This is a genomic window from Ascidiaceihabitans donghaensis, assembly GCF_900302465.1.
Lineage (GTDB): Bacteria > Pseudomonadota > Alphaproteobacteria > Rhodobacterales > Rhodobacteraceae > Ascidiaceihabitans > Ascidiaceihabitans donghaensis.
Map to the genome: position 1 here is coordinate 61126 of NZ_OMOR01000001.1, position 22246 is coordinate 83371.

Here is a 22246-nt window from a genome sequence, read left to right on the forward strand (position 1 = left end):
CTGGACCAACATCTTCTTGCCGCGTGATACAAAACTTGGTTCTATACAGGCTGACCGGGATCAACCCGGCGCACCGCACGGGAGATACCTTATGACACGAACATTGCTTGCTACAGTTGCTGTAGCTGCGTTGACCGCCACCTCAGCCTTTGCCGAAGAGGTCCGCGTTTACAACTGGTCCGATTACATCGACGAAGAGTTGTTGACCAAATTCGAAGAAGAAACAGGCATCAAGTTGATCTACGACGTCTTCGACAGCAATGAAGTGCTGGAAACAAAGATGCTTACAGGTTCTTCTGGCTACGACGTGGTTGTGCCATCCGGCACCTTTTTGCAGCGCCAGATTTCCGCAGGCGCGTTTCAGCCTTTGGATAGATCAAAGCTGAGCAACGCAGGCAACATGTGGGACGTGATTGAAGCGCGGACAGACCAATATGATTCCGGAAACGCCCATTCTATCAACTATATGTGGGGCACTACAGGTCTTGGCGTGAATGTCGGCAAAGTCACAGAGGTATTGGGCGCAGACGCTCCGATGGGGTCTTTGGAACTGGTGTTCAACCCGGCCAATATGGAAAAACTGGCTGAATGCGGTGTGCATTTTCTGGATGCTCCTGCCGAAATGATCCCAGCAGCTTTGCAATTCTTGGGCGAAGACCCCGACAGCCATGATCCGGAGGTCATTGCAAAAGCCGAAGCGGTTTTGATGGGCGTGCGCCCCCATATTACCAAATTCCACAGCTCCGAATACATCAACGCGCTGGCCAATGGTGACATTTGCGTAGCGTTCGGTTGGTCTGGCGATATCTTGCAAGCCCGTGACCGTGCCGCAGAAGCCGAGAACGGCGTCGAAATCGCCTATAACGCCCCGTCTGAGGGCGCATTGATGTGGTTTGACCAAATGGCAATCCCGGCCGATGCACCAAACCCGGATGCAGCCCATAAATTCCTGAACTTTATCATGGATGCGCAAAATATGGCGGCGGCGTCGAATTACGTTTACTACGCCAACGGCAACAAAGCGTCGCAGGAATTTCTTGTAGAAGATGTGATTGGTGATACAGCGATCTACCCGGATGAAGCCACGCTGGAAAACCTATACACTACAACACCTTATCCGCAGAAAGTGCAGCGCGTCGTGACGCGTTTGTGGACGAAAATCAAATCAGGCACCTAACTTCCTGATCCTATGGGCGCGGCACAGGTCGCGCCCTAAACCATGACATAGGGGATACCTTTGGCCGAGACCGTTTTTGCCCCTTGGGATGATCCGAGCGAAAAGCCGTTGATCACCTTCAGCAACGTCACAAAACGCTTTGGCGATTTCACCGCCATCGACGATCTGACGCTAGATATTTTCGAAAAAGAATTCTTTGCACTGCTTGGCCCGTCGGGTTGTGGCAAAACCACAATGATGCGGATGCTGGCCGGGTTCGAGAACCCAACAAGCGGCGTCATAGGGCTTGCCGGCAAGGACATCGCCGGCGTGCCGCCAAACAAACGCGCCGTGAACATGATGTTTCAAAGCTATGCGTTGTTTCCGCACCTATCGATCTGGGACAATATCGCTTTTGGATTGAAGCGCGACAATCTGGGCAAAGATGCAATCGCCACCCGTGTGGATGAAATGCTGAAACTGACACGTCTGGAAAAGTTTGCACGGCGCAAACCCCATCAGATTTCTGGCGGTCAACGTCAACGGGTGGCGCTGGCACGATCTTTGGCAAAAGCCCCAAAGCTGCTGTTGCTGGACGAGCCACTTGGCGCTTTGGACAAAAAACTGCGTCAGGACACGCAGTTTGAATTGATGGACATTCAGGAAAAGACCGGCACGACGTTTGTCATCGTGACCCACGATCAGGAAGAGGCCATGACAGTCGCGTCGCGCGTCGCGGTCATGGACGAAGGGCGCATCATTCAAGTGGCCACACCCGAACGCATCTACGAGGGGCCGAATTCTGTCTATGTTGCCGATTTCATCGGGGACGTGAACATTCTAAGTGGCACAGCATCTGCCTATGGCCGCGAAATGTACCGCGTTGATTGGGGGGGCAGCACACCCGCAACTGCCACCAGCGCCATGCCCTTTTCCGATGGCCAAACGTGCCATCTTGCGATCCGCCCGGAAAAGATTTCAATCACTGCAGACAAACCCGAGGCGGACAATGCGGTTCAAGGCAAAGTGCTGGATATCGCTTATCTCGGGAACCTGTCGACGTATTACGTCGAACTTGCCACCGGCCAAACGATCAAAGCGCAAACTGCAAACACACGACGCGTGTCGCGCCGCAGTTTCACATGGGAAGATCCGGTTTGGGTGTCGTGGACAGCAACAGCCGGAGTGCTTTTGGACAAATGAGGCGCACGTTTTTAATAACAGTGCCTTATGTTTGGCTTTTGGCGTTGTTTTTGGTGCCATTTGTAATGGTGTTCAAAATCTCGCTGTCGGATTCTGTGCTGGCTATTCCACCGTACTCCCCCACGATAAAAGACGGTTTATGGGGTTTGCTGTCGCAGCTGGACATCGAAAACTTCACCTTCTTGACCACGGATGATCTGTACTGGAAAGCCTACCTAAGCTCCGCCCGCATTGCGTTAATCTCTACGTTTCTAACGCTGATCGTGGGTTATCCAATCGCTTACGCCATGGCGCGCGCTCCGCAGGAATGGCGGGCAACTTTGATGATGTTGGTGATTTTACCCTTCTGGACGAGCTTTTTAATACGGGTCTATGCGTGGATCGGCATTCTAAGCACAGAAGGGTTCCTGAACCAATTCTTGATGGGAATTGGCATAATTTCGGAACCCTTGGTGGTCTTGAACACCAACACCGCCGTCTACATCGGCATCGTTTACACCTATGTCCCCTTCATGATCCTTCCCATCTACGCGGCTTTGGAACGGCTGGATGGTTCCTTGATTGAAGCGGCCGAAGATTTAGGCTGCTCACGCCTGCAGGCCTTTTGGTTGGTCACAATTCCATTGTCGAAAAACGGGATCATCGCAGGGTGTTTTCTGGTCTTTATTCCGGCGTTGGGCGAATTTGTTATTCCATCGTTGCTGGGCGGTTCAGGTACTTTGATGATCGGGAAGGTGCTGTTTGAAGAGTTCTTCTCGAACCGCGATTGGCCTGTCGCATCAGCTGTAGCCGTAATCTTGTTGCTGATTTTGATCATTCCCATCGTGCTTTTTCAACGCAATGAGCAACGCCAAGCGGAGGCGGATCAATGAACCGTCTGAGCCCATTCAATGTCGTTTCCCTCACCCTGGGTTTTGCGTTTTTATACCTGCCGATGCTGATCCTTGTGATCTACAGCTTCAACAAGTCAAAGCTTGTGACGGTTTGGGCCGGGTTTTCCACAAAATGGTACGGCGAACTGTTTCAAAACGAGGCCTTTCTGGACGCAGCTTGGGTCACCTTGAAGGTGGCCGTCGTGTCGTCGACTTGCGCCACAATCCTTGGCACAATGGCCGCCTACACCTTAGTGCGCGGCGGTCGGTTTTTCGGGCGAACACTGTTTTCCGGCATGATCTATGCGCCCTTGGTCATGCCCGAGGTGATCACAGGTTTGTCGCTGCTTTTGTTGTTTATCAGCATCGGTCTGGATCGCGGCACGATGACAATCGTTTTGGCGCATACCACATTTTCGATGTGTTTTGTGTCAGTTGTTGTCTCATCACGCCTGATGTCATTTGACCGTTCTTTGGAAGAAGCCGCCCTAGATCTTGGAGCCACACCCTTCGCTGCGTTTCGGCTGGTAACTTTGCCCATCATTGCGCCCGCAGTGGTCGCAGGTTGGTTGTTGGCCTTTACCTTATCGCTGGACGATTTGGTTATTGCGCAATTCGTTTCAGGCCCATCTGCGACCACATTGCCCATGAAAATTTGGTCATCTGTTAGATTGGGCGTCAGTCCGGAAATCAATGCGCTTAGTTCAATCCTGATTGCGTTGGTATCGGTCGGAGTGATCACCGCATCGCTGGCATCAAAGCGCCAAACCATTCGCATGCAGCAAGAAGAACAGTCCGCAGCCCGCATCACATGAGGCACATTTTTCCAAGCTACGCATACGGCCCTGAACCCAAGGCACACTGCTGGTGGGATGAAACCTGCCTCATACCGCAATTTTCATCGTTGGCTGCAGATGATACCGCGAGTATCGCAATCATCGGCGGTGGATTTACCGGATTGAACGCAGCCTACCATCTGGCAAAAGCGGGCAAGGACGTTGTTGTGCTGGATGCGAACGAAATCGGTTGGGGCGCATCGGGGCGCAATGGCGGTTTCTGCTGCTTGGGCGGTGGAACCGCAAGCGATGCGCTCTTGGATTTACGGTTCGGCAAGCAAGATCGCCTGCATTATCGGGCAACCGAAAAACGGGCCGTATCATATGTCGATGATTTGATCCAAACTTTGGGTTTGGATGTTGATCGCCATTCAAACGGGGAAACAGCGCTCGCACACCGCGCAAAAGACATGAACCACCTGCTGGCATCTGCAGAGCAGATCGAAGAAAACTATGGCGTTGTACCGCAGTATACTTCGCAAGATGACATGGCTGCCCAAGGCCTATCCGGTCCATTCTTCGGCGCAATGACAACGCCAATCGGCTTTGCTTTGAACCCTCGGAAATATCTTTTGGGGCTCGCTACAGTTGCGCGTGACGCAGGCGCCCGCATTTTTGAAAATGCTGATGTCGTCAAAGTAGAACGCACAGCCAATATGTGGGTATTGGATGTTGGGAATTTCCAACTGAAAGCCGATAAAGTCATTGTCGCGACCAACGGATATTCAAGCGAAACAGTGCCGGACTGGCTTGCGGGAAGATACATGCCCACGCAGTCAAACGTGATCGTCACGCGCCCAATTTCCGACCAGGAACAAGCCGAACAGGGCTGGACAAGCGCTCAGATGGCCTTCGATACGCGCAATTTACTGCATTATTTCAGGCTATTGCCGGATGGACGGTTTTTGTTTGGAATGCGCGGCGGATTAACAGCTTCTGCGCGATCCGACTTGCGTTCAATGCAAGCCGCACTTCGAGATTTTCGGAAAATGTTCCCAGCTTGGTCGCAGGTCGACATAACCCACAATTGGTCAGGCATGGTCTCGGTTGCCCGCAGTCAGTTGCCGTTTGTTGGACAAGTTCCAGATGCGGAGAACATGTTCGCAGGCCTTAGTTTTCACGGGAACGGCGTGGCCATGGGCAGCTATGTGGGCAAACTACTAAGTCAATTGGTCATGAACGATGACGCAGTATCACGTCCTTTGGCAATGTCAGATCCCCCCGCACAGTTCCCGTTTGGCGCAGCAAGGCGCGTGATAATGCCCGCTGTTTATGCCGGGTTGGCCATACTCGATTTTTGAGGCTGTGCCTGAATGGACCCTTCGCACGTTCAAAACTGACGAACGGGCCCTCCAATATTGACACATGCGGTGCCGTGGCCCATTCCAGCACCCAAACCGCGTAAAGAGGTGAGCAGATGAAGATCGCAATGATTGGCACCGGGTATGTCGGATTGGTATCCGGTGTATGTTTTTCAGACTTTGGGCATGATGTCGTATGTGTCGACAAGGATCCCGCAAAGATCGAGATGCTAGAAGCTGGCAAAGTTCCAATTTATGAACCCGGTCTCGATGCATTGATGGCAAAAAATGTTGCGGCGGGACGGCTGTCGTTTTCGGGGGACCTGGCAAAGGCCGTTGACGGGGCCGAGGCAATTTTTATCGCTGTTGGCACGCCAACCCGACGCGGCGACGGGCACGCGGACTTAACGTATGTCATGGCTGCTGCCGAAGAAATTGCCACGGCGTTGACAGGATACGCCGTCATCGTAACCAAATCGACTGTTCCGGTTGGAACAAACCGGCAAGTAAAACATGTCGTCAGCAAAGCCAATCCAGATGCCGAATATGACGTCGCATCAAACCCTGAGTTCTTACGCGAAGGTGCTGCCATCGATGATTTCATGCGCCCAGACAGGGTTGTCGTTGGGGTTCAAAACGACCGCGCGGCTGACGTCATGGCGGAAGTCTACAGACCGCTCTACCTGCGAGATTTTCCAATCATGACCACCGATCTGGAAAGCGCAGAGATGATAAAATACGCCGCCAACGCATTTTTGGCTACCAAAATCACCTTTATCAACGAAATTGCCGCCCTGTGTGAACGCACAGGGGCAGACGTGAAAATGGTGTCTAAAGGCATGGGGCTAGACGGGCGTATCGGGAATAAATTTTTGCACGCAGGTCCCGGCTATGGCGGCAGTTGCTTTCCAAAAGATACTCAGGCTTTGGCACGCATGGGGCAGGACCATTCCATGCCTATGCAAATTACCGAAGCCGTCATTAAGGTAAACGATGAGGTCAAACGGCGTATGATCGACAAGATCGTCGATATTTGCGAAGGTTCTGTTAATGGAAAAACGATCGCGATCCTTGGCGTGACGTTTAAACCCAACACTGATGACATGCGGGATGCTCCGGCCTTAACAATTGTTCCAGCCCTTGTAGGTGCCGGTGCCAAAGTTAGGGTTGTGGACCCACAGGGACAACGGGAAGGCGAAGACCTACTGCCTGGTGTCAACTGGCTGGACGATGCGTACAAAGCCGTACAAAACGCCGACGCGACAGTCATTATGACCGAATGGAATGAATTTCGCGCCCTAAACTTGAAACGCGTCGCAAACCGTATGGCGCGACCAGCTTTAGCCGATTTGCGAAACATCTATTCGGAAAAGGACGCCAAGCGCGCCGGCTTCGTTGCATACACGTCTATCGGGCGGGCAGACTACGGCATCTCAAGTTAAGCATCTTCCCGAATTGCGGTTACTTCGCCAGGGAACACCAAAACACCCCCCTGCAGTACAAGCATAGTCGCGCCGCCTTCGCTGCGCACTTCAGTGATTCTTGCATAGCTTTCAACGGCAGTGGAACCGATCAGTGAATCATTCGCATATGCTTCAAGCTCGAAGCTGTAAACGCCGTCATCAAACGGTGTTTGATTATCGCCCACGCCAGCCCATTCAATCGGATCTGCGCTATTTGGTACAGTCATTCGCTGCACTTCAGCGCCGTTTGAATCCTTCACAACAAGAAAAACCTCATCAGCTGCCGCAGGTGGATTTGGCGCCAATGTAATCGGAGACCCGCTGAATTGAGCAGGCGCCGCGCTACGGACTTCCATACCGATCCAGCCTCCCATCTCGGCCATATTCCCCGCCCCAATTTGGGTTCCCAGCGCAGACAACAGTTCATTTGCCTTCACTTGCTGTTCAACCATCGAAAATTGAGCCAATTGAGCCGCGTATTCAGATGAATCAATTGGCTCCAAAGGGTCCTGATACTTTGCCTGCGCCGTTAACATCTGTAAAAATGTTTCGAAATCAGAGGACAGAACAGACCCTGCCTCTGCGGGTGCTTGCTGCTGTCCTGTTTGCATTGCAATACTATTTGCAAACGTACTGGTCTGGGAAATCGGGGTCATTTTTTGTCCTTACACACGAATATCAATACCGTTGGACGCATAGGCCAACGTGTTTTCAGAAGCACTATTTACAATAGTTGACTGGGCTACCTGGGCGGTCACGCTTTCTGGGTCACCATCAAAAATTGAGCCAGAATGTGATTGTTCTGATGATTTTTGCCCAAATGAGAAGTTGATGTCGTCATACCCCATGTCCATGAAAGACTGTTCCAGATCACTGATGTGCTTGCGCAGCAAATCAAGAGTTTCAGAACGATCAGCTAAGATATTTACCGAAATTCCGGCTTCAGCGGGGGTTAACATCATACGAACTTTACCCAATTCCGCAGGGTTCAAAGCAACTTCTATAACTTTGTCCGCAGCTTGTGCGCTTTTTACCGCTTCAATCAATTGCTTTGCTACAGCAACCTGATGATCCAGTCGCGGCGCAGCTGGCAAAATTGGTGCTGGTGTTGATTTGGTTTCCGCGGAGGCGTCAATTGACGCTAAACCCACCTCCAGAACGTCAGCAATTTGTGCTGTTGCGGAGTTCGCGTTTCGCAAGTTTTCCGGCATTTGAGCGTGCAATATGGACTGAACTGGATGGGACAAGACCTTTGGTGTCATGGTCTCAGGTTGATTTTGTTTGGTGATCCGAACGTCAAAATCAGTGGCGTCATGTTGGTTTTCTTCAGTTGCAATATCACTCTTGGTCACCACCAGCGTCGCGGATCCACGCCCACTTTTCAACAGATCATGCTCAAGTCTTTGAGCGTTTGCCGTATCAAACAAAGATCCTTTAACCCCAATCTCCGCTTCACCTTTTTTAATAATTTCGGTGGCTGTATCCGTCACAGACTCTGCGGCCATATCCGACGGTTGCCTTACAGGAGGCAACACCATCATTTGCTCCAGAGGCGTCCGGACAGAGGAGCTGACTATTCTTTTCTCAAACCCCAAAGAGGCAGAATCAGCATCAGTGAGTTCAACTACGGTATGTTCTTCAGGTACGCTTTGTTGAATCGAATTTTTCAAGTTCTTTGGGCTAAAAGGGATGACTTGCTCTTCAGGTTTCTCTGAACCCCGAACAGTCACAACCACTTTTGGCACATCTTTTGTGGTGTCTTCCAGAAGCACCGTTTTGCCTTGAACCTCACCTGAGCCCTGAAGGGTATTTTCGGTCGCAGTCGAAGGTTTTTCCAGTTTGGTATCAGCGTCCCGCGCAATATCTGTAGCATGCACTGACACCTCGTCAGGGTCTTCGTCCATTCTATCAGATACATCAGCTTCCGGCTCACGTTCCGCGGCTAGCAGCACATCTTCAAACCTATTTTCACCTTCAGTCTCGATACTGTTTTCAGTTGTAGATTTTACACCAGCGGTGACAGTATTTAAAATTGTAGATTGTAATGGGTGCACCCGAACGCTCCAAGAATTCTTCTTCGATACGCTTACTATGTACATGTATAGTTACTAGTTCTTTACTGGTTTGCCTGCATTGTCTGAAAAGTATTTTCAATTGAAGAGACATGCACATGATAGAAATCACACAGAGTGCCCAAGCAACGAAAGCTCTAACGCCAAAGGATGACAAAGCGTTACGTCAAGCGGCGGAGAATTTAGAAGCAACTTTTTTAGGCGAGATGTTAAAGGCAGCCGGTCTTGGCGAATCACGAGAAAGCTTCGGTGGCGGTGCTGGCGAAGATCAGTTTTCTTCTTTTCTAGTCCAACAACATGCCAAAGCAATGGTTAGTTCTGGTGGGATTGGCTTGGCTGAATCAATTTACAACTCATTAAAGGAGCGCCACGCGAATGGATGATCTTTTACAAAACACAATTAGCGCACTGGATAGTATTCTGGACGACGAGCGTAGAGCGTTATTGGATGGAGACCTTGAATTAATATCTTCTCTACTGAAAGAGAAAGAAGTTTTAATTGAAACACTTAATGCACAAGAGGAAATTGATCGCGCCGAACTGGAAAAGTTGAATGATAAGGTCAAGCGTAACCAAGACTTGTTAAATTCGGCACTTGAAGGAATTCGAACAGTTGCGCGCCGTTTGGCAACGATGCGACGCATACGCGGATCGCTGGACACCTACGATGCGCAGGGCAGAAAAAATACAATTGATTTGCAAACAAGCAGATCTGTCGAAAAACGAGCCTGAAGCGATTGAATAAAATGTGATGAATTGGAGCCGGAGAACTTAGCAAACCGTTAGCACTTTTTGGCGCATGTTTGGATTGCACTCATGACGAGTGGCGCATTTCCAAAAATGGATAATGCAGCTGTCAGAATGACATCCTGTCCGAACCATACAGGTCGGAATCAAACAGACGTAAAGCGTCACAAGAAGGAAAGTGCAAATGTCGAGCATTCTTACAAACAACAGTGCCATGGTTGCGTTGCAAACCCTCAAAGGGATCAACAAAAACCTGGCAATGACCTCCAACGAAATCTCAACTGGTAAATCTGTTGCTACTGCCAAAGACAACTCTGCGGTGTGGGCCATTTCGAAGGTGATGGAGTCCGATGTAAAAGGATTCAAAGCCATTTCTGATAGTCTGTCACTAGGCGAAGCGTCTGTTTCCGTTGCGCGGAACGCATCGGAATCAATCACTGATTTGCTGACGGAAATGAAAGGCAAAATTGTTGCTGCTCAAGAAGACAATGTTGACCGTGGCAAAATCAACGATGACGTCACAGCCCTGAAAGAGCAGATCGCTTCAGTTGTATCCGCGGCACAGTTCAACGGATTGAACCTGGTTGACGGGAACACGGCATCAGCAAACATTTTGTCATCACTTGATCGTGATTCATCTGGTGCAGTCTCATCTTCGTCCATCACCGTTACTGGTCAGGATTTATCCAGTGGTGCTTACGTTGCACGAGATGTCTTTACTCTAACGACTGGTACAGCAGCAGCCGGCGGCGATAGTTTTGGTGTTTCGCTGGACGCATCAGGCGGGTCTGATACAGTATCCATTGATGACACAGCATTGGTTGCAGGTGACAAAATTTCAATGCGCTTTGGCGAAAGTGAAATTTCGTACACTGTGACAGCTGAAGACGTTGCATCCTCTGATACTGCAGCTGTGGTCGCAGTTGGCCTGAAGTCTGCTATCGAAGCAGGTACAGAAGACATTGCGGTGGACTACGATCCTGGTACAGCTGCAAATGACATCGTAATCACAAACAACCAAGCCAATTCTGTTTCCGTATCCGCACAGGTTACAAACGCAGGCGCGGGTGGTTTGGGTGCATTGGCTGCAATTGACGTGTCCTCTAGCGGTGGGGCAGCCGCTGCTTTGGGCTCAATTGAAACCTTGATCGATACAGCAATTGATGCGTCAGCCGCATTTGGTTCCGTGGAAGGTCGTATCTCTACCCAATCCGAGTTTATCTCGAACTTGTCTGATTCTTTGAAATCAGGCATCGGCGCGATGGTAGATGCGGACATGGAAGAAGTGTCTGCTCGTTTGCAAGCTCTGCAAACACAACAGCAGCTGGGTGTTCAATCCTTGTCGATTGCAAACCAAGCACCTCAGACTTTGTTGTCTCTCTTCCGTTAAGTTAACGATCCGGGGCGCGGAAATGCGCCCCGGGCTTTCTATACTCATGACTTCAACTTAATCTGAAAGCTGTAATGTGAACGCATTCTCAAAAGCAAAAAATGGCTATGCCCAACATGCGGCTACCACGCAGACTGACCGCAGGGCAGAATACGATGTTATTGTAAAAGTAACCCATAGATTACGTGCAACTGCACAAAAGGCCAAAACTGATTTTTCAAAATATGCAGAAGCATTGCATGACAATCGGCGGCTTTGGAATACTCTGGCCATCGATGTGTCCGATGCTGACAATAGCTTACCTCAAGAATTACGGGCTCGCGTCTTTTATCTATCAGAGTTTACGGCACAGCATACGACCAAAATTCTGCGAGAAAAAGCGTCTGTTATGCCGTTGTTGGAAATAAACATGGCCGTAATCAGAGGGCTTAAAAATGGGGGCACTTCAACATGAGTGGATTAATTCTAAAACTGAGCCCAAAAGAGCGTATTCTCATAAATGGCGCTGTAATTGAGAATGGTGATCGCCGTAGCCGGTTGGCAATTATGACTCCAGATGCGAACATACTTCGGCTTAGGGATGCAATTCATCCAGAAGATGCAAAAACGCCAGTGAGAAGAGTTTGTTATGCCGTACAACTGGTTTTGACTGGCGATACGACTACTGATGACGCTCACCTACCTTTGCTGCGTCATATCGAAGAACTAAGCCAAGTGTTTGTGGACACAGACAGCAGGAAGCACTTGGATATGGCATCTGATGCTTTGGTCCAAGGCGATCACTACAAATGCCTTAAAGCACTGCGCACTCTCATTCCAAGAGAAGACAGGCTTTTAGCGACGAGAAATTGATGATCTGCGGCTAACTGAAAGTCTACTTTCAAATGAATTGAATGCGAGTGCACTCATGCATGTGTTGTCTGCCGAGGTATTGTCTTGACTCTACGCAAAATCAGACCGAGCTGATCGAAGCCGTTCCTTACCCCTTTTGGAGTACTTGAAGCTAAAAATTCGTCCAAATCTGGCCATGCTTGTATCGCTGCATCAATCTCCGGATCCGCTCCATGAGCATACAAGCCGGAACTTATCATCATTTCATTTTTTGCATAAGTTCCCAAAATTCGGCGGGTTCGTCCTAGTAGGTTGTTTTCTTGATCAGTCGCAGCTGCGGGTAAGCTCCTAGACACAGATCGGAGGACATCCACAGCTGGGTACCGCCCTCGTTCCGCAATCGCTCTGTCTAAAACCACGTGCCCGTCCAACACTCCGCGTAGTATGTCTGCGATTGGCTCATCCATGTCTGATCCAGCCACCAAGACGCTAAACACCGCCGTAATGTCGCCTTGCGCCGGCCCTCCTGTTCCAGATCTTTCACAAAGAGACATAATCATATGTGCTGTTGAAGGCGGATAACCCCGCAAAACCGGGGCCTCGCCAGCCGCGACAGCGACTTCTCTATGTGCTTCAGCAAAACGAGTAATTGAATCTGCCAAGAACAAAACTGACTTACCTTGATCACGGAAATATTCTGCAACGGCCATCGCTGACCAAGCGCAACGCCGCCTCAACAAAGGAGACTGATCTGACGTGGCGGCGACGATGACCGAGCGACCTAAACCCTCCGAGCCCAAAACTGTCTCGACAAAATGGCGCACTTCACGGCCGCGTTCCCCAATCATAGCCACTACGACAACATCGGCTTCCATGTTCTGCGCCAAACTGCCCAACAAACTAGACTTCCCGACACCCGATCCAGCAAAAAGACCAATGCGCTGACCACGGACGATCGGCAGCATTGTATCAAACACAGCCAAACCAGTGGCCAGCCTTTCACCCATAGCACGCCGTTGTCCGGCGGCTGGCGGAGACGCTTTCAGTGGCGACGGTACTCCACCTTCTGGTAAAGGCAAATTATCAAGCGGACGTCCGTCCGGGTCAATAATGCGGCCAATCCAGTCATTGCAAGGTGAAATGGTGGCGGCGCCGTGAACCATAGCTTTATTGCCAAGCGCCACGCCTTCCACAGGCCCGTCAGGCAAAACGGTAACGAGATTCGAAGACAGCTGAACGACCTCTCCTGACAAAGAGGCTTCGTCATGACGAATGATTGTAACGCGATCGCCGATGCGCGCGTCGCCCTCTAATCCCGAGACGACAACTACGCCCCCTTCGACTGCGTCAACTCGACCCACAGTTCTAATAGCGCTGATTTTCGCCAGTTGCCCACGAAGGGCGCTTACGTTTTTTTCGTTGTTCATGAAAATCCTCCGGACTTCGCTCACTGTTTCTAAAGGAATCAGGGTTAAGCCTTGGTTGAAATTTCACGAGGGAGAAGCCCTGATGTTTGAAAATCTGGATGTTTTTAAAATTGCGCATGCAATGGCAAGCCATGCTGGTCAAAGACAAGCCATCATTTCACAGAATGTCGCAAACGCAGACACGCCCGGGTTTAAGTCCATGGATCTGCCCGACTTTAAAAGCTCATATACGGGTGAAAACCAGACTGGCTTGCAAAAAGCGACTCGCGACAAACACCTGCATGGGACTCACTCCGGGATTGCACTGAACGCCTTTGAAGAAAAATCTATAGCTTCTCCTGATGGCAATAGTGTGTCCATTGAAACAGAAATGCTGAAGGCCACAGAGGTTTCGCGCCAACACAATAGGGCGTTGGCCATATACAAATCGTCCTTGGACATTCTGCACAAATCATTGGGACGTCGATAAATGACCGATTTTTCAAAATCACTCACCGTGGCAACCAGTGGGCTAAAAGCCCAAGCTATGCGTTTACGCCATTTGTCTGAAAACATTTCAAATGCTGACACTCCGGGATATCGGCGCAAAACCGTACAATTTGAATCAGAATTTGGGACACGAAGCGATGTCGCAAGCGTTTCAACGGGCAAAGTTAACTTGGATCGTACCGAGCTGGAACGCATTTACGATCCATCTCACCCATTGGCTGACGAAACCGGACATTTTGACGGATCAAACGTCAATCTGCTTATTGAGCTGGCTGATGCCCGCGAAGCCCAACGCAGCTACGAAGCTAATCTGAAAATGTTCGAGCAAACACGAAAGATGTCTTCAGGCTTGATGGACTTGCTACGTCGATAATTATCTAAATCAAGGAGATCCAGAATGGATATGAACCTAATTTCAGCTGTGCAAAAGTACGCCGCGTCGAAACCTGCTACTCAACCCGATCCCAAAGGCGTTTCAGAAACAAGTTTAGGCAAGGTCGCAATAGATTTTGCACAAACACTCGCAAACAGCGAAGCAGCCGCTAAGCAAGCAATGATCGGTGACGCCGACCCGCATGCGCTGGTGCAAGCTTTGGCGCAAACAGAGCTTGCTGTAGAAACAGCAGTGACCGTCCGCAACAAAGTCGTCGAGGCGTATCAAGAAATTTTGAGAATGCCTGTCTGATGATTACCGAAGTCATCTTTTACGACACGATGAGAGCAGGGTTGTGGATTGCAGTTCTTGTTTCAATTCCAATCCTCACTGTCGCTCTGCTGGCCGGTGTATCCATCGGCCTGGTTCAAGCGCTTACTTCCATTCAGGAAATGACCTTAACTTTCGTTCCTAAACTTGCAGCGATTATCATCGTTTTTTGGATGTCCATGGGCTTTATGACCGAAACTTTGGTCGCCTTCTTTCAAGATAGAATAATTCCCTTAATTATAGGAGGTTAGAGTGGACAATACAGGGTATACGATCATAACTCGACAGTCCGGCCTGTCCCGCGAAATGCAAGTCATAGCAAACAATATCGCCAATTCTGCAACGACCGGTTTTCGGCAGGAAGGCATTATTTTCTCTGAATACGTGCAAGGTGTTGAGAACGGCCCATCATTGTCGATGGGACAAGGCAATGTTCGGGAAACGTCTTTTCTGCAAGGTGCGCTGACGCCAAGTGGCGGTACTTTTGATTTCGCAATTGAGGGGGATGGATATTTCCTGATCGAAACTCCCTTGGGCGAACGGCTAACACGGTCAGGTGCGTTTTCGCCAAACGCTGCTGGCGATCTTGTTACATACGATGGATTTCGAGTTTTGGACGCAGGGGGGGCACCTGTCTTCGTACCCCCTGGCGCGCGATCCATTTCTGTATCAAATGACGGAACCCTAAGTGCAGACGGCACGCTGATTGGCCAATTGGGTGTCGTGTCACCCAATGCACCAAACGACATGGTGCGCGAGGACGGCGTAATGTTTCGGGCCGATGCAGGGTTCGAGCCTGCCGTAGACGCCCGCGTCCTGCAAGGGTTTGTGGAAGGATCCAACGTTCAACCCCTGACGCAGTTGGCCCGGATGATCGAAGTCCAGCGGGCATATGAAATGGGTCAAAACTTCTTGGAAAGCGAAGACGAACGAGTGCGTCAAGCCATTGAATCACTGACAAAATCTTAAGGAGAAATCATGCGCGCTTTACAAATTGCCGCAACCGGAATGGCCGCTCAGCAAATGCGTGTGGAAACCATTTCCAACAACCTCGCGAACATGAGCACGACCGGCTACAATGCCCGTCGCGCAGAGTTTGCTGACCTGCACTATGAACAGATGGCGCGCGCAGGGGCCGTAAACGCGTCAGATGGAACCGTTCTTCCAACCGGCGTGCAGTTGGGTCTAGGTGTGCGGCCCGCTGCGGTTTCAATGCAGCTTGCCCAAGGATCTTTGTCTGCTACCGGCGGTGACTTGGATGTTGCGATTGAAGGAAACGGATATTTGGAAGTAACACTTCCATCCGGCGCTTCGGCCTACACCCGTGATGGTGGCTTAAAGCGAACCGGTGACGGTCTAATTGTGACATCTGACGGCTTTCCCGTCACCCCGGATATTGTCATTCCTGAAGACGCACGCAGCATTTCGATTAACGCTGACGGTGAAGTTTACGCATACTTTGCAGACGCAACTGCCGCGCAGCTTTTGGGGCAATTTACCTTAACCGGGTTTTCGAATCCAAAGGGATTGGAAGCTTTAGGTGGAAACCTGTTTTCTGAAACAGAAGCTTCCGGAGCACCGGTCAACTCGACCCCGGGAACCGACGGCTTGGGGACCTTGCGTCAAGGGTTTCTTGAAGACAGCTCGGTAGATGCTGTTCGCGAAGTCACCGAACTGATCGAAGCCCAAAGGGGATATGAAATGAATGCTAAAGTCATTTCAGCAGCGGATCAGATGATGGGCGCAACGACGCAAATCCGATGATGAAATGGGTTTGCGCAACAGCACTAATTTTCTCAGGGTATCAGGCCATGGCCGACATCCTAGTGACCACTCGCACAATTCGGCCCGGAACGGTGATCGTGGCGTCGGATTTAGGCGTTTTGCCCGGAGATCGTGCAGACAGCTTTTCGTATGCCGCTGACGTTGTCGGGCAAGAAGCTCGTGTGGCTCTTTACCCGAACCGTCCAATTCACTTCGACCACGTCGGACCACCTGCCCTGGTTGAGCGAAACCAGATCGTTTCGCTTCGATATGTTGGTGCAAAATTGGCAATCTCTACTGAGGGCCGGTCCTTGGACCGAGGTGGAGTGGGAGACAGGGTGCGGATTATGAACCTTTCATCCCGTGCAACCATTTTTGGATACGTTCAACCTGATGGAACGATAAAAGTATCCCGCTAGGAAGGTATTAAAATGCAAAAACACACAATCGGCTTTATCGGTCTAGGCTTTCTCATCAGCGCATGTGGCGGTAGCGATCATCTGGGCAAAGCTCCGTCGTTTTCCAAACCAACGGACAGCGCGGAACATTCCGCAATGATCTCACAAGGTTTGCCAGTGCGCCTTGAAGCGCAGCGACCACAAGATCAAGCATCTCTTTGGAGCGGAACAAGGCAATCTCTTTTGGGTGACAGACGTGCCGTACAGCGGGGCGACATTATGACGGTCGTGATAGAGATTGACGAAAAGGCCGAGATATCAAACGCCACGGCTAGATCCCGATCCGGCGGTGAAACGTTGGGAATCCCACAATTGGGCGGGCTGCCTCAGCGATTGGACGAAAAACTGCCCGACGGGGCATCTTCCTCCGAATTGGTCTCAGTTAACTCAAGCAGTACATCTTCCGGAGACGGGTCCGTAAAACGTAAAGAGAAACTTACGCTTCGTGTCGCAGCAACCATCGTAGACGTATTGCCCAACGGTGTATTGGCCATCTCGGGCTCACAAGAATTGCGCGTCAACTTTGAACTTCGTGAGCTTCTGGTGACAGGTTACGTGCGTCCGGAAGACATCTCACGGCAAAATGAAATCACCTATGATAAAATCGCTTCTGCAAGAGTCTCATACGGTGGGCGCGGTCAGATTACAGATGTTCAACAACCACGAATTGGTCAGCAAATTCTCGACCGAATTCTCCCATTTTAAGGAAGTGACATCATGAAAAAACTACTCCCTCTCATTTTGCTACTTGTTGGATCAGGCGCTGGTGTCGGCGCCGGTGTTTTTATGCGTCCGCCACCTCCGGAAATGACTGAGGAAGAAGCGCAGATTCACGCCGAAAAGCAAAAGGAACTTGAAAGCGAAAGCGAAGAACCACCAACCAGTGAATACGTAAAACTAAGCAACCAGTTTGTTGTCCCTATCGTCAATGACGAACGGGTTAACGCAATGGTTGTCATGTCCCTGAGTATCGAAGTCGAAGCAGGACAAAGAGACGCCGTGTTTTTGAGAGAGCCAAAGCTGCGTGACTCATTTCTGCAAGTTCTGTTCGATCATGCGAACATTGGTGGATTTGATGGTGAATTCACCAGCGCACGCAATCTAGCCATACTTCGGCAGGCATTGGTAGAGATCGCACGTAAAGACATGGGCGACACCGTGACAGACGTATTGATTCAAGAGATTGCCCGTCAAGATTACTAGATCTGACGAAATTTGAAATGTTCTAGTACGTTCTCCAAATTGCGTTTTTGTCGTTTGGAGGATATTTGCGCTTTGTGGCTTGCTGAAAGCGTATCGCTCACGAGAACCTTTCCATAAGCCTGACGTACACGTTGAAGGTGGGCTTCTTTTTGCACCATAACTTGCGCGAGCTCATAATTTAGTGCGTTTCGCGCTTTCGAAAGCCACTTCGCCCAAAGAACATCTGACCCCAATGCCTTTGAGGCATTAGCATCATCAAAACCTAATGAACGCCCATCTTCTTCCTGTTGCCTCAACTCAGCAAGATCATCTCGTAGTTTTTCTTCCCTTTTCAAGAACACTTGCAAAACCTGCTGTTCCTTTTGGTACTTCATTTGAGTCAATGCGTTCAGATCTTCTAAGTTTTTCATGACCAATTATTCCGCTGCGCCCGTTTTCTTGTTTCTTCCGCAAACCGAACAGCCGCTGCAACTGCCTGATAGTGTTCAGGAGAAATTTCTTCACCGATCTCCGTAACCGCATGCAACGCCCGTGCCGTCGGCGGATCGCTGTGGATGGGAACGCCGGCTTCTGCCGCCACTTCCCTTATGCGCAAGGCTACATCATCGATACCTTTTGCAACACAATTTGGGGCACTTCCTGCTGCGCGAGACCACTTAAGGGCAACCGCATAGTGTGTAGGGTTCACAATGATCACATCAGCGTCGGGCACATCGCCCATCATCTGAGACATCGCAGCCGATTGCGCACGTTGTCTTCGCTCCGCTTTCAAATGCGGGTCTCCTTCGGATTCCTTTGCTTCATCCATCAATTCTTTGTGTGACATTCGGTTTTTCCTGATGTGTTCAGCGTGCTGCCACAAAGCGTCTACCCCACCGATCGCTGCAGAGATGAGAACAACCAGAATCAGAAAGGTTATGCACAATTCACCAAGAAGGCTTACAACAACGTTCGGTTCACTTTGTGCAGAGGATACAATCTCTAAGATCCGCGATTTTAGAAACACGGCCAAGCAGGTTGAGTAAATAACAAGCTTGGTAAAACTCTTCCCAAACTCGAACAGTCCGTTACGGCCAAATTTATTTTTTGCGTTTGAGATCGGCGAAATCTTCGAAAGTTTTGGCTCAAGCTTTGTGGGTGCAAAAACCAGTCCGTTTTGCGCAATAATCGCCGCCAATACGGAAATGAAAGGGAACCCGAACACCGGCACCAAGGCAAGCGACACAGTGAAAAAGACGCCACCAAGCGTAGGGGAAAACGCCCCGGCAAAGACAGACTGCGAAAGATTTGAAGACTGATCTAACAGCACAGACAATACAGTCCCCAATTTGGTAACCACGAAGGACCCGGAGATCAAAAATGCCAAAATTAACCCAAAGTAAGCAGATGCTGTCAACAAATCGGCGGATCGGGCAATTTCACCCTTCTTTCTTTGATCCGCGAGCTTCTTTGCAGATGGATCAAACGACTTGTCTGTGTCGTCATCCGAACCACTCATGGCAGGTTTCCAAATGGATTGAACAAAAATTGATCAAAGGCTTGTAGCCAAACAGCCAACATAACTGGCGCGGCCAAACAAAGTATAAAAAGACCGCCAGCCGTGATCAACGGCGCCCCGACAAACGCCACCATCAACTGAGGCATAGCCTTGTTTATGACGCCAAGCATCAAGTTGTACAAAACTGAGACCAAAATGAACGGCGCAGACAAGGTAAAAGCCAGCGCAAATGCTTTGCTAACTTGCTTAGTGCCCCATTCACCGACATCACCTCCTCCGGCAAAGCGACCAATCGGCAAGAACTCGAAGGACAAGATTAGTAATTCAGCCGCTTTGATATGCAATCCCGCTATCACCGCCAAAGCCATACCACCAAACATCAACACGTACCCGATGGCCGCCAACGGCTCTACAGCAGCACCACCAAGCAATTGTGACAAAGATGTCGATTGCGCGGCGATTGCCCCCGCTGTTTGAAGAGCCAAGATAAAAAGACGGATGCCTAATCCAATTATCAAACCAGATGCGACTTCTGTCATTGCCAGAAATGCTAAATCTGATGGTGTGTTGGAAAACGTACTAAATTCAACTGCGGGCGCGACAATCATAGTAAATGAGAGCGCCAAAATTAGTTTGATACGTGCTGGTACAGACTGCTCACCAAACGCGGGCATAAGTGCAACTACTGCTCCAGTTCGTAAAAATACAATCAATCCATGCCAAAGATACTCATTCGAGATCTCTAAAAACTCGGCCAACCCGTCCATTAAGCCGCAACAACACCAATCAGAGAAGGACGGGCATCTACACCAATCTCTTCGAATGATAAGACGGGTGTATTGATCCCTTTGGCATGCATCAAAGTACGCAAAAACCGGCGACGGCGAGTGTTTGTAACGACCGCAGGGAAAATTCCTTCGTCATTGGCGTCGCGCACTTTTTGGGAAACGTTATCGGCCAGTGTGTTAAAGAGATCCGGGGGCAAAGCGATATCCAATCCGCGATCAGCTTCGACTTGATAGTTTGCAAATGCATCCTCCCATTCCGGTGCAAGCTGCAATAAAGGCAGAGTACCATCAGCCCGGCGCATCTCTGCTACCAGCTGAAATCCCAACCTTTGACGTACATGTTCACAGATTGCCTCTGGTGTCGCATTCTGCCCTCTGGCCTCAGCTATAGCTTCCAATATGAGAGGTAGGTTTCTTATCGAGACCTGTTCTTCCAAAAGAAGCCGCAGTACTGCGTGTAACAAATCGATGGGGACACGATCAGGAATTAGTTCATCCAAAAACTTTCTGTTCGCTTCCGCGCGGGATGGATCAGATACATTAACCATTTCTGACAAAAGCCGTCTGAGGGACTTCAACGATAGCAATCGCCCGAAATTGCGCTTGACCACTTCTAGCAAATGAGTGGCCAAAACCTCGGTTGGCGTTACGATTGTTACTCCAGCCAGTGCGGCAGTTTCTTGATCGGAGGTTGTTATCCAACGCGCTGGGGCACCATATACTGGTTCCTTTGCATCCACGCCGCTTGGAACCGTTGACGGATCATCAGGAAGCAATGCCAACACTTGATCGGATTGAAGCACTGCTCTTACCTGCTCAACCCCATGAATTCGAATGACGTAGGTACCAGAAATTAATCCAGGATGATCCGTCAAACGCACTTCTGGGAGAAGCAAGCCGAACACTGACGCTACATGAGTCCGCATATTTGCTATTCGAGAGTCCAACCCGGTCCCAGGGTCCAACACCATATTTACTAAATCTGGAGAAAACTCTACGTGTATGTCATCCAATTCCAAAATGTCACCCAACGATTTTTCTGGCAAGGGCTCATCGACCACAATACTATCTGTCGCGTGAGACGCCTGTTTCTTGTTTCGTTCACTTACAAAGTACGCGAAAGCCGCCAGCCCAATTGCTCCCAGGATGAACGGTACAAACGGTAGACCAGGAAGAAATGCAAAACCTCCCATTACTACAGAAACGGTTGCAATTGCTGCTGGGTGCTTTCCAAGTTGGTCAAAAATTGCCAGATCCGTCGATCCTTGTGCACCACCCCGCGCAAGCAAAAGAGCAGAAGCTATCGAAATAATGACAGCAGGGATTTGCGTGACCAGACCGTCGCCGACCGTAAGAATTGCATAGGTAACGAACGCGTCACCAACGGCCATGCCATGCACGGCTATGCCCATTATCAAGCCAGCGACCAAGTTTAACAAAGTAATTAGTAAGCCGGCGACTGCGTCCCCCTTAACAAATTTTGACGCACCATCGAGAGAGCCAAAAAACGTAGTTTCTTGTTGTTCCCTTTCACGTCGCTCCTTTGCTTCAGCGTGATCAATCGCGCCGGCTGACATATCACTGTCAATCGCCAGTTGCTTGCCCGGCATTCCATCTAGTGCAAATCGAGCGCCCACTTCCGCCATGCGCGCCGCGCCCTTGGTGATAACCATGAAATTAACAATCAACAGGACACAAAACACAACCAAACCCAAGAAGACACTGCCACCCATGACAAACTGAGCGAAACCTTCAATTACCCCGCCGGCAGCGTCGGTGCCAGTATGCCCTTGACCAATGATTAATTTGGTCGACGAAACATTAAGGGAAAGGCGGAGCATTAACGTAGTTAATAGAATTGTGGGAAAGGCGGAGAAATCTAGCGGCCTTTGAATAAATAAAGTCACCGTGAAAATCAGTATCGCCAGCGCGAAGGACGAAGCCAAACCAACATCTAAAACCCACGATGGCATCGGAAGAACCATCATTACGATAACCGCCATCAACGCCATAGCCAATAGAACGGTTGGATTGAAATATGCTCT

At 50.0% G+C, this 22246-nt stretch carries 27 protein-coding genes; 20 read left to right on the plus strand and 7 right to left on the minus strand.

What is annotated here, in order from left to right:
* Positions 1-91 precede the first annotated feature (91 nt).
* From ASD8599_RS00280 to ASD8599_RS00305, 6 genes are all read left to right on the plus strand, one after another.
* Entirely contained in the window at positions 92-1177 is a 1086-nt protein-coding gene (locus ASD8599_RS00280) for a polyamine ABC transporter substrate-binding protein (protein WP_108826684.1), read from the plus strand.
* A 60-nt stretch (positions 1178-1237) separates the two neighbouring features.
* Positions 1238-2359, plus strand: coding sequence for an ABC transporter ATP-binding protein (locus ASD8599_RS00285; protein ID WP_108826685.1), 1122 nt, complete (start codon positions 1238-1240; stop codon positions 2357-2359).
* Positions 2356-3231 carry an ABC transporter permease subunit gene (locus ASD8599_RS00290; RefSeq protein ID WP_108826686.1) on the plus strand — a complete coding sequence of 292 codons (876 nt, stop codon included), beginning with the start codon at positions 2356-2358 and terminating at the stop codon, positions 3229-3231. The genes ASD8599_RS00285 and ASD8599_RS00290 overlap by 4 nt, the downstream gene beginning before the upstream one ends.
* Positions 3228-4046 (plus strand): ABC transporter permease, encoded by an 819-nt coding sequence (locus tag ASD8599_RS00295; RefSeq protein ID WP_108826687.1) that lies wholly within the window; start codon positions 3228-3230, stop codon positions 4044-4046. Before ASD8599_RS00290 ends, ASD8599_RS00295 begins: the two co-directional genes overlap by 4 nt.
* On the plus strand, positions 4043-5368 hold the full coding sequence (locus ASD8599_RS00300) for an NAD(P)/FAD-dependent oxidoreductase (RefSeq protein WP_108826688.1): 1326 nt from the start codon (positions 4043-4045) through the stop codon (positions 5366-5368). Before ASD8599_RS00295 ends, ASD8599_RS00300 begins: the two co-directional genes overlap by 4 nt.
* 116 nt (positions 5369-5484) lie before the next feature.
* A complete protein-coding gene (locus tag ASD8599_RS00305) occupies positions 5485-6810 on the plus strand; it encodes a UDP-glucose dehydrogenase family protein (protein WP_108826689.1) in 1326 nt (441 codons plus the stop codon).
* Here ASD8599_RS00305 and ASD8599_RS00310 read toward each other — a convergent pair.
* Positions 6807-7487, minus strand: a complete 681-nt coding sequence (locus ASD8599_RS00310) for a flagellar hook capping FlgD N-terminal domain-containing protein (RefSeq protein ID WP_108826690.1) — start codon at positions 7485-7487, stop codon at positions 6807-6809. The two genes, ASD8599_RS00305 and ASD8599_RS00310, sit on opposite strands and share 4 nt — an antisense overlap.
* Before the next feature lie 9 nt (positions 7488-7496).
* Complete coding sequence (locus tag ASD8599_RS00315; RefSeq protein ID WP_181364370.1) at positions 7497-8885, minus strand: flagellar hook-length control protein FliK; 1389 nt, start codon at positions 8883-8885, stop codon at positions 7497-7499.
* Between the two features lie 116 nt (positions 8886-9001).
* Between ASD8599_RS00315 and ASD8599_RS00320 the strand changes: the two genes are divergently transcribed.
* The 5 genes from ASD8599_RS00320 (at position 9002) to flbT (ending at position 11892) form a co-directional block, all read left to right on the plus strand.
* Entirely contained in the window at positions 9002-9286 is a 285-nt protein-coding gene (locus ASD8599_RS00320) for a rod-binding protein (protein WP_245925889.1), read from the plus strand.
* On the plus strand, positions 9279-9635 hold the full coding sequence (locus tag ASD8599_RS00325) for a flagellar biosynthesis protein FlgN (protein ID WP_108826693.1): 357 nt from the start codon (positions 9279-9281) through the stop codon (positions 9633-9635). The genes ASD8599_RS00320 and ASD8599_RS00325 overlap by 8 nt, the downstream gene beginning before the upstream one ends.
* A 199-nt stretch (positions 9636-9834) precedes the next feature.
* Entirely contained in the window at positions 9835-11040 is a 1206-nt protein-coding gene (locus ASD8599_RS00330; protein WP_108826694.1) for a flagellin N-terminal helical domain-containing protein, read from the plus strand.
* Between the two features lie 76 nt (positions 11041-11116).
* On the plus strand, positions 11117-11494 hold the full coding sequence (gene flaF, locus ASD8599_RS00335; RefSeq protein WP_108826695.1) for a flagellar biosynthesis regulator FlaF: 378 nt from the start codon (positions 11117-11119) through the stop codon (positions 11492-11494).
* Positions 11491-11892, plus strand: coding sequence for a flagellar biosynthesis repressor FlbT (flbT, locus tag ASD8599_RS00340; protein ID WP_108826696.1), 402 nt, complete (start codon positions 11491-11493; stop codon positions 11890-11892). Before flaF ends, flbT begins: the two co-directional genes overlap by 4 nt.
* A gap of 53 nt (positions 11893-11945) precedes the next feature.
* Here the strand turns inward: flbT and ASD8599_RS00345 are convergent, their stop codons facing one another.
* Positions 11946-13298 carry a FliI/YscN family ATPase gene (locus ASD8599_RS00345; protein WP_108826697.1) on the minus strand — a complete coding sequence of 451 codons (1353 nt, stop codon included), beginning with the start codon at positions 13296-13298 and terminating at the stop codon, positions 11946-11948.
* An 82-nt stretch (positions 13299-13380) separates the two neighbouring features.
* Here ASD8599_RS00345 and ASD8599_RS00350 point away from each other — a divergent pair, with 82 nt between their 5' ends.
* From ASD8599_RS00350 to ASD8599_RS00390, 9 genes are read left to right on the plus strand one after another with little or no spacing between them, the layout of a single operon-like run.
* Positions 13381-13767: a FlgB family protein gene (locus ASD8599_RS00350; protein ID WP_108829927.1), complete on the plus strand. Its 387-nt coding sequence runs from the start codon at positions 13381-13383 to the stop codon at positions 13765-13767.
* Positions 13768-14160, plus strand: coding sequence for a flagellar basal body rod protein FlgC (flgC, locus tag ASD8599_RS00355; protein ID WP_108826698.1), 393 nt, complete (start codon positions 13768-13770; stop codon positions 14158-14160).
* Between the two features lie 24 nt (positions 14161-14184).
* The gene (gene fliE, locus ASD8599_RS00360) at positions 14185-14472 is read left to right on the plus strand and encodes a flagellar hook-basal body complex protein FliE (protein ID WP_108826699.1); all 288 of its coding nucleotides are present in this window, start codon (positions 14185-14187) and stop codon (positions 14470-14472) included.
* A complete protein-coding gene (locus ASD8599_RS00365) occupies positions 14472-14741 on the plus strand; it encodes a flagellar biosynthetic protein FliQ (RefSeq protein WP_108826700.1) in 270 nt (89 codons plus the stop codon). Before fliE ends, ASD8599_RS00365 begins: the two co-directional genes overlap by 1 nt.
* Position 14742: 1 nt before the next feature.
* Positions 14743-15459, plus strand: coding sequence for a flagellar hook-basal body complex protein (locus tag ASD8599_RS00370; RefSeq protein ID WP_108826701.1), 717 nt, complete (start codon positions 14743-14745; stop codon positions 15457-15459).
* 9 nt (positions 15460-15468) lie between these two features.
* Positions 15469-16254 carry a flagellar basal-body rod protein FlgG gene (flgG, locus tag ASD8599_RS00375; RefSeq protein ID WP_108826702.1) on the plus strand — a complete coding sequence of 262 codons (786 nt, stop codon included), beginning with the start codon at positions 15469-15471 and terminating at the stop codon, positions 16252-16254.
* Between the two features lie 47 nt (positions 16255-16301).
* Positions 16302-16673: a flagellar basal body P-ring formation chaperone FlgA gene (gene flgA / locus ASD8599_RS00380; RefSeq protein WP_245925891.1), complete on the plus strand. Its 372-nt coding sequence runs from the start codon at positions 16302-16304 to the stop codon at positions 16671-16673.
* Between the two features lie 12 nt (positions 16674-16685).
* Positions 16686-17417: a flagellar basal body L-ring protein FlgH gene (gene flgH / locus ASD8599_RS00385; protein WP_108826704.1), complete on the plus strand. Its 732-nt coding sequence runs from the start codon at positions 16686-16688 to the stop codon at positions 17415-17417.
* A 12-nt stretch (positions 17418-17429) separates the two neighbouring features.
* Positions 17430-17915: a flagellar basal body-associated FliL family protein gene (locus ASD8599_RS00390; protein WP_108826705.1), complete on the plus strand. Its 486-nt coding sequence runs from the start codon at positions 17430-17432 to the stop codon at positions 17913-17915.
* On the opposite strand, the gene ASD8599_RS00395 is transcribed toward ASD8599_RS00390, so the two are convergent.
* From ASD8599_RS00395 to flhA, 4 genes are read right to left on the minus strand one after another with little or no spacing between them, the layout of a single operon-like run.
* A complete protein-coding gene (locus tag ASD8599_RS00395) occupies positions 17912-18325 on the minus strand; it encodes a hypothetical protein (RefSeq protein WP_108826706.1) in 414 nt (137 codons plus the stop codon). The genes ASD8599_RS00390 and ASD8599_RS00395 overlap by 4 nt on opposite strands.
* Entirely contained in the window at positions 18322-19413 is a 1092-nt protein-coding gene (locus tag ASD8599_RS00400) for an EscU/YscU/HrcU family type III secretion system export apparatus switch protein (protein ID WP_108826707.1), read from the minus strand. Before ASD8599_RS00400 ends, ASD8599_RS00395 begins: the two co-directional genes overlap by 4 nt.
* On the minus strand, positions 19410-20180 hold the full coding sequence (locus ASD8599_RS00405; protein ID WP_108826708.1) for a flagellar biosynthetic protein FliR: 771 nt from the start codon (positions 20178-20180) through the stop codon (positions 19410-19412). Before ASD8599_RS00405 ends, ASD8599_RS00400 begins: the two co-directional genes overlap by 4 nt.
* Entirely contained in the window at positions 20180-22213 is a 2034-nt protein-coding gene (gene flhA / locus ASD8599_RS00410; protein ID WP_245926102.1) for a flagellar biosynthesis protein FlhA, read from the minus strand. Before flhA ends, ASD8599_RS00405 begins: the two co-directional genes overlap by 1 nt.
* Positions 22214-22246: the final 33 nt, after the last annotated feature.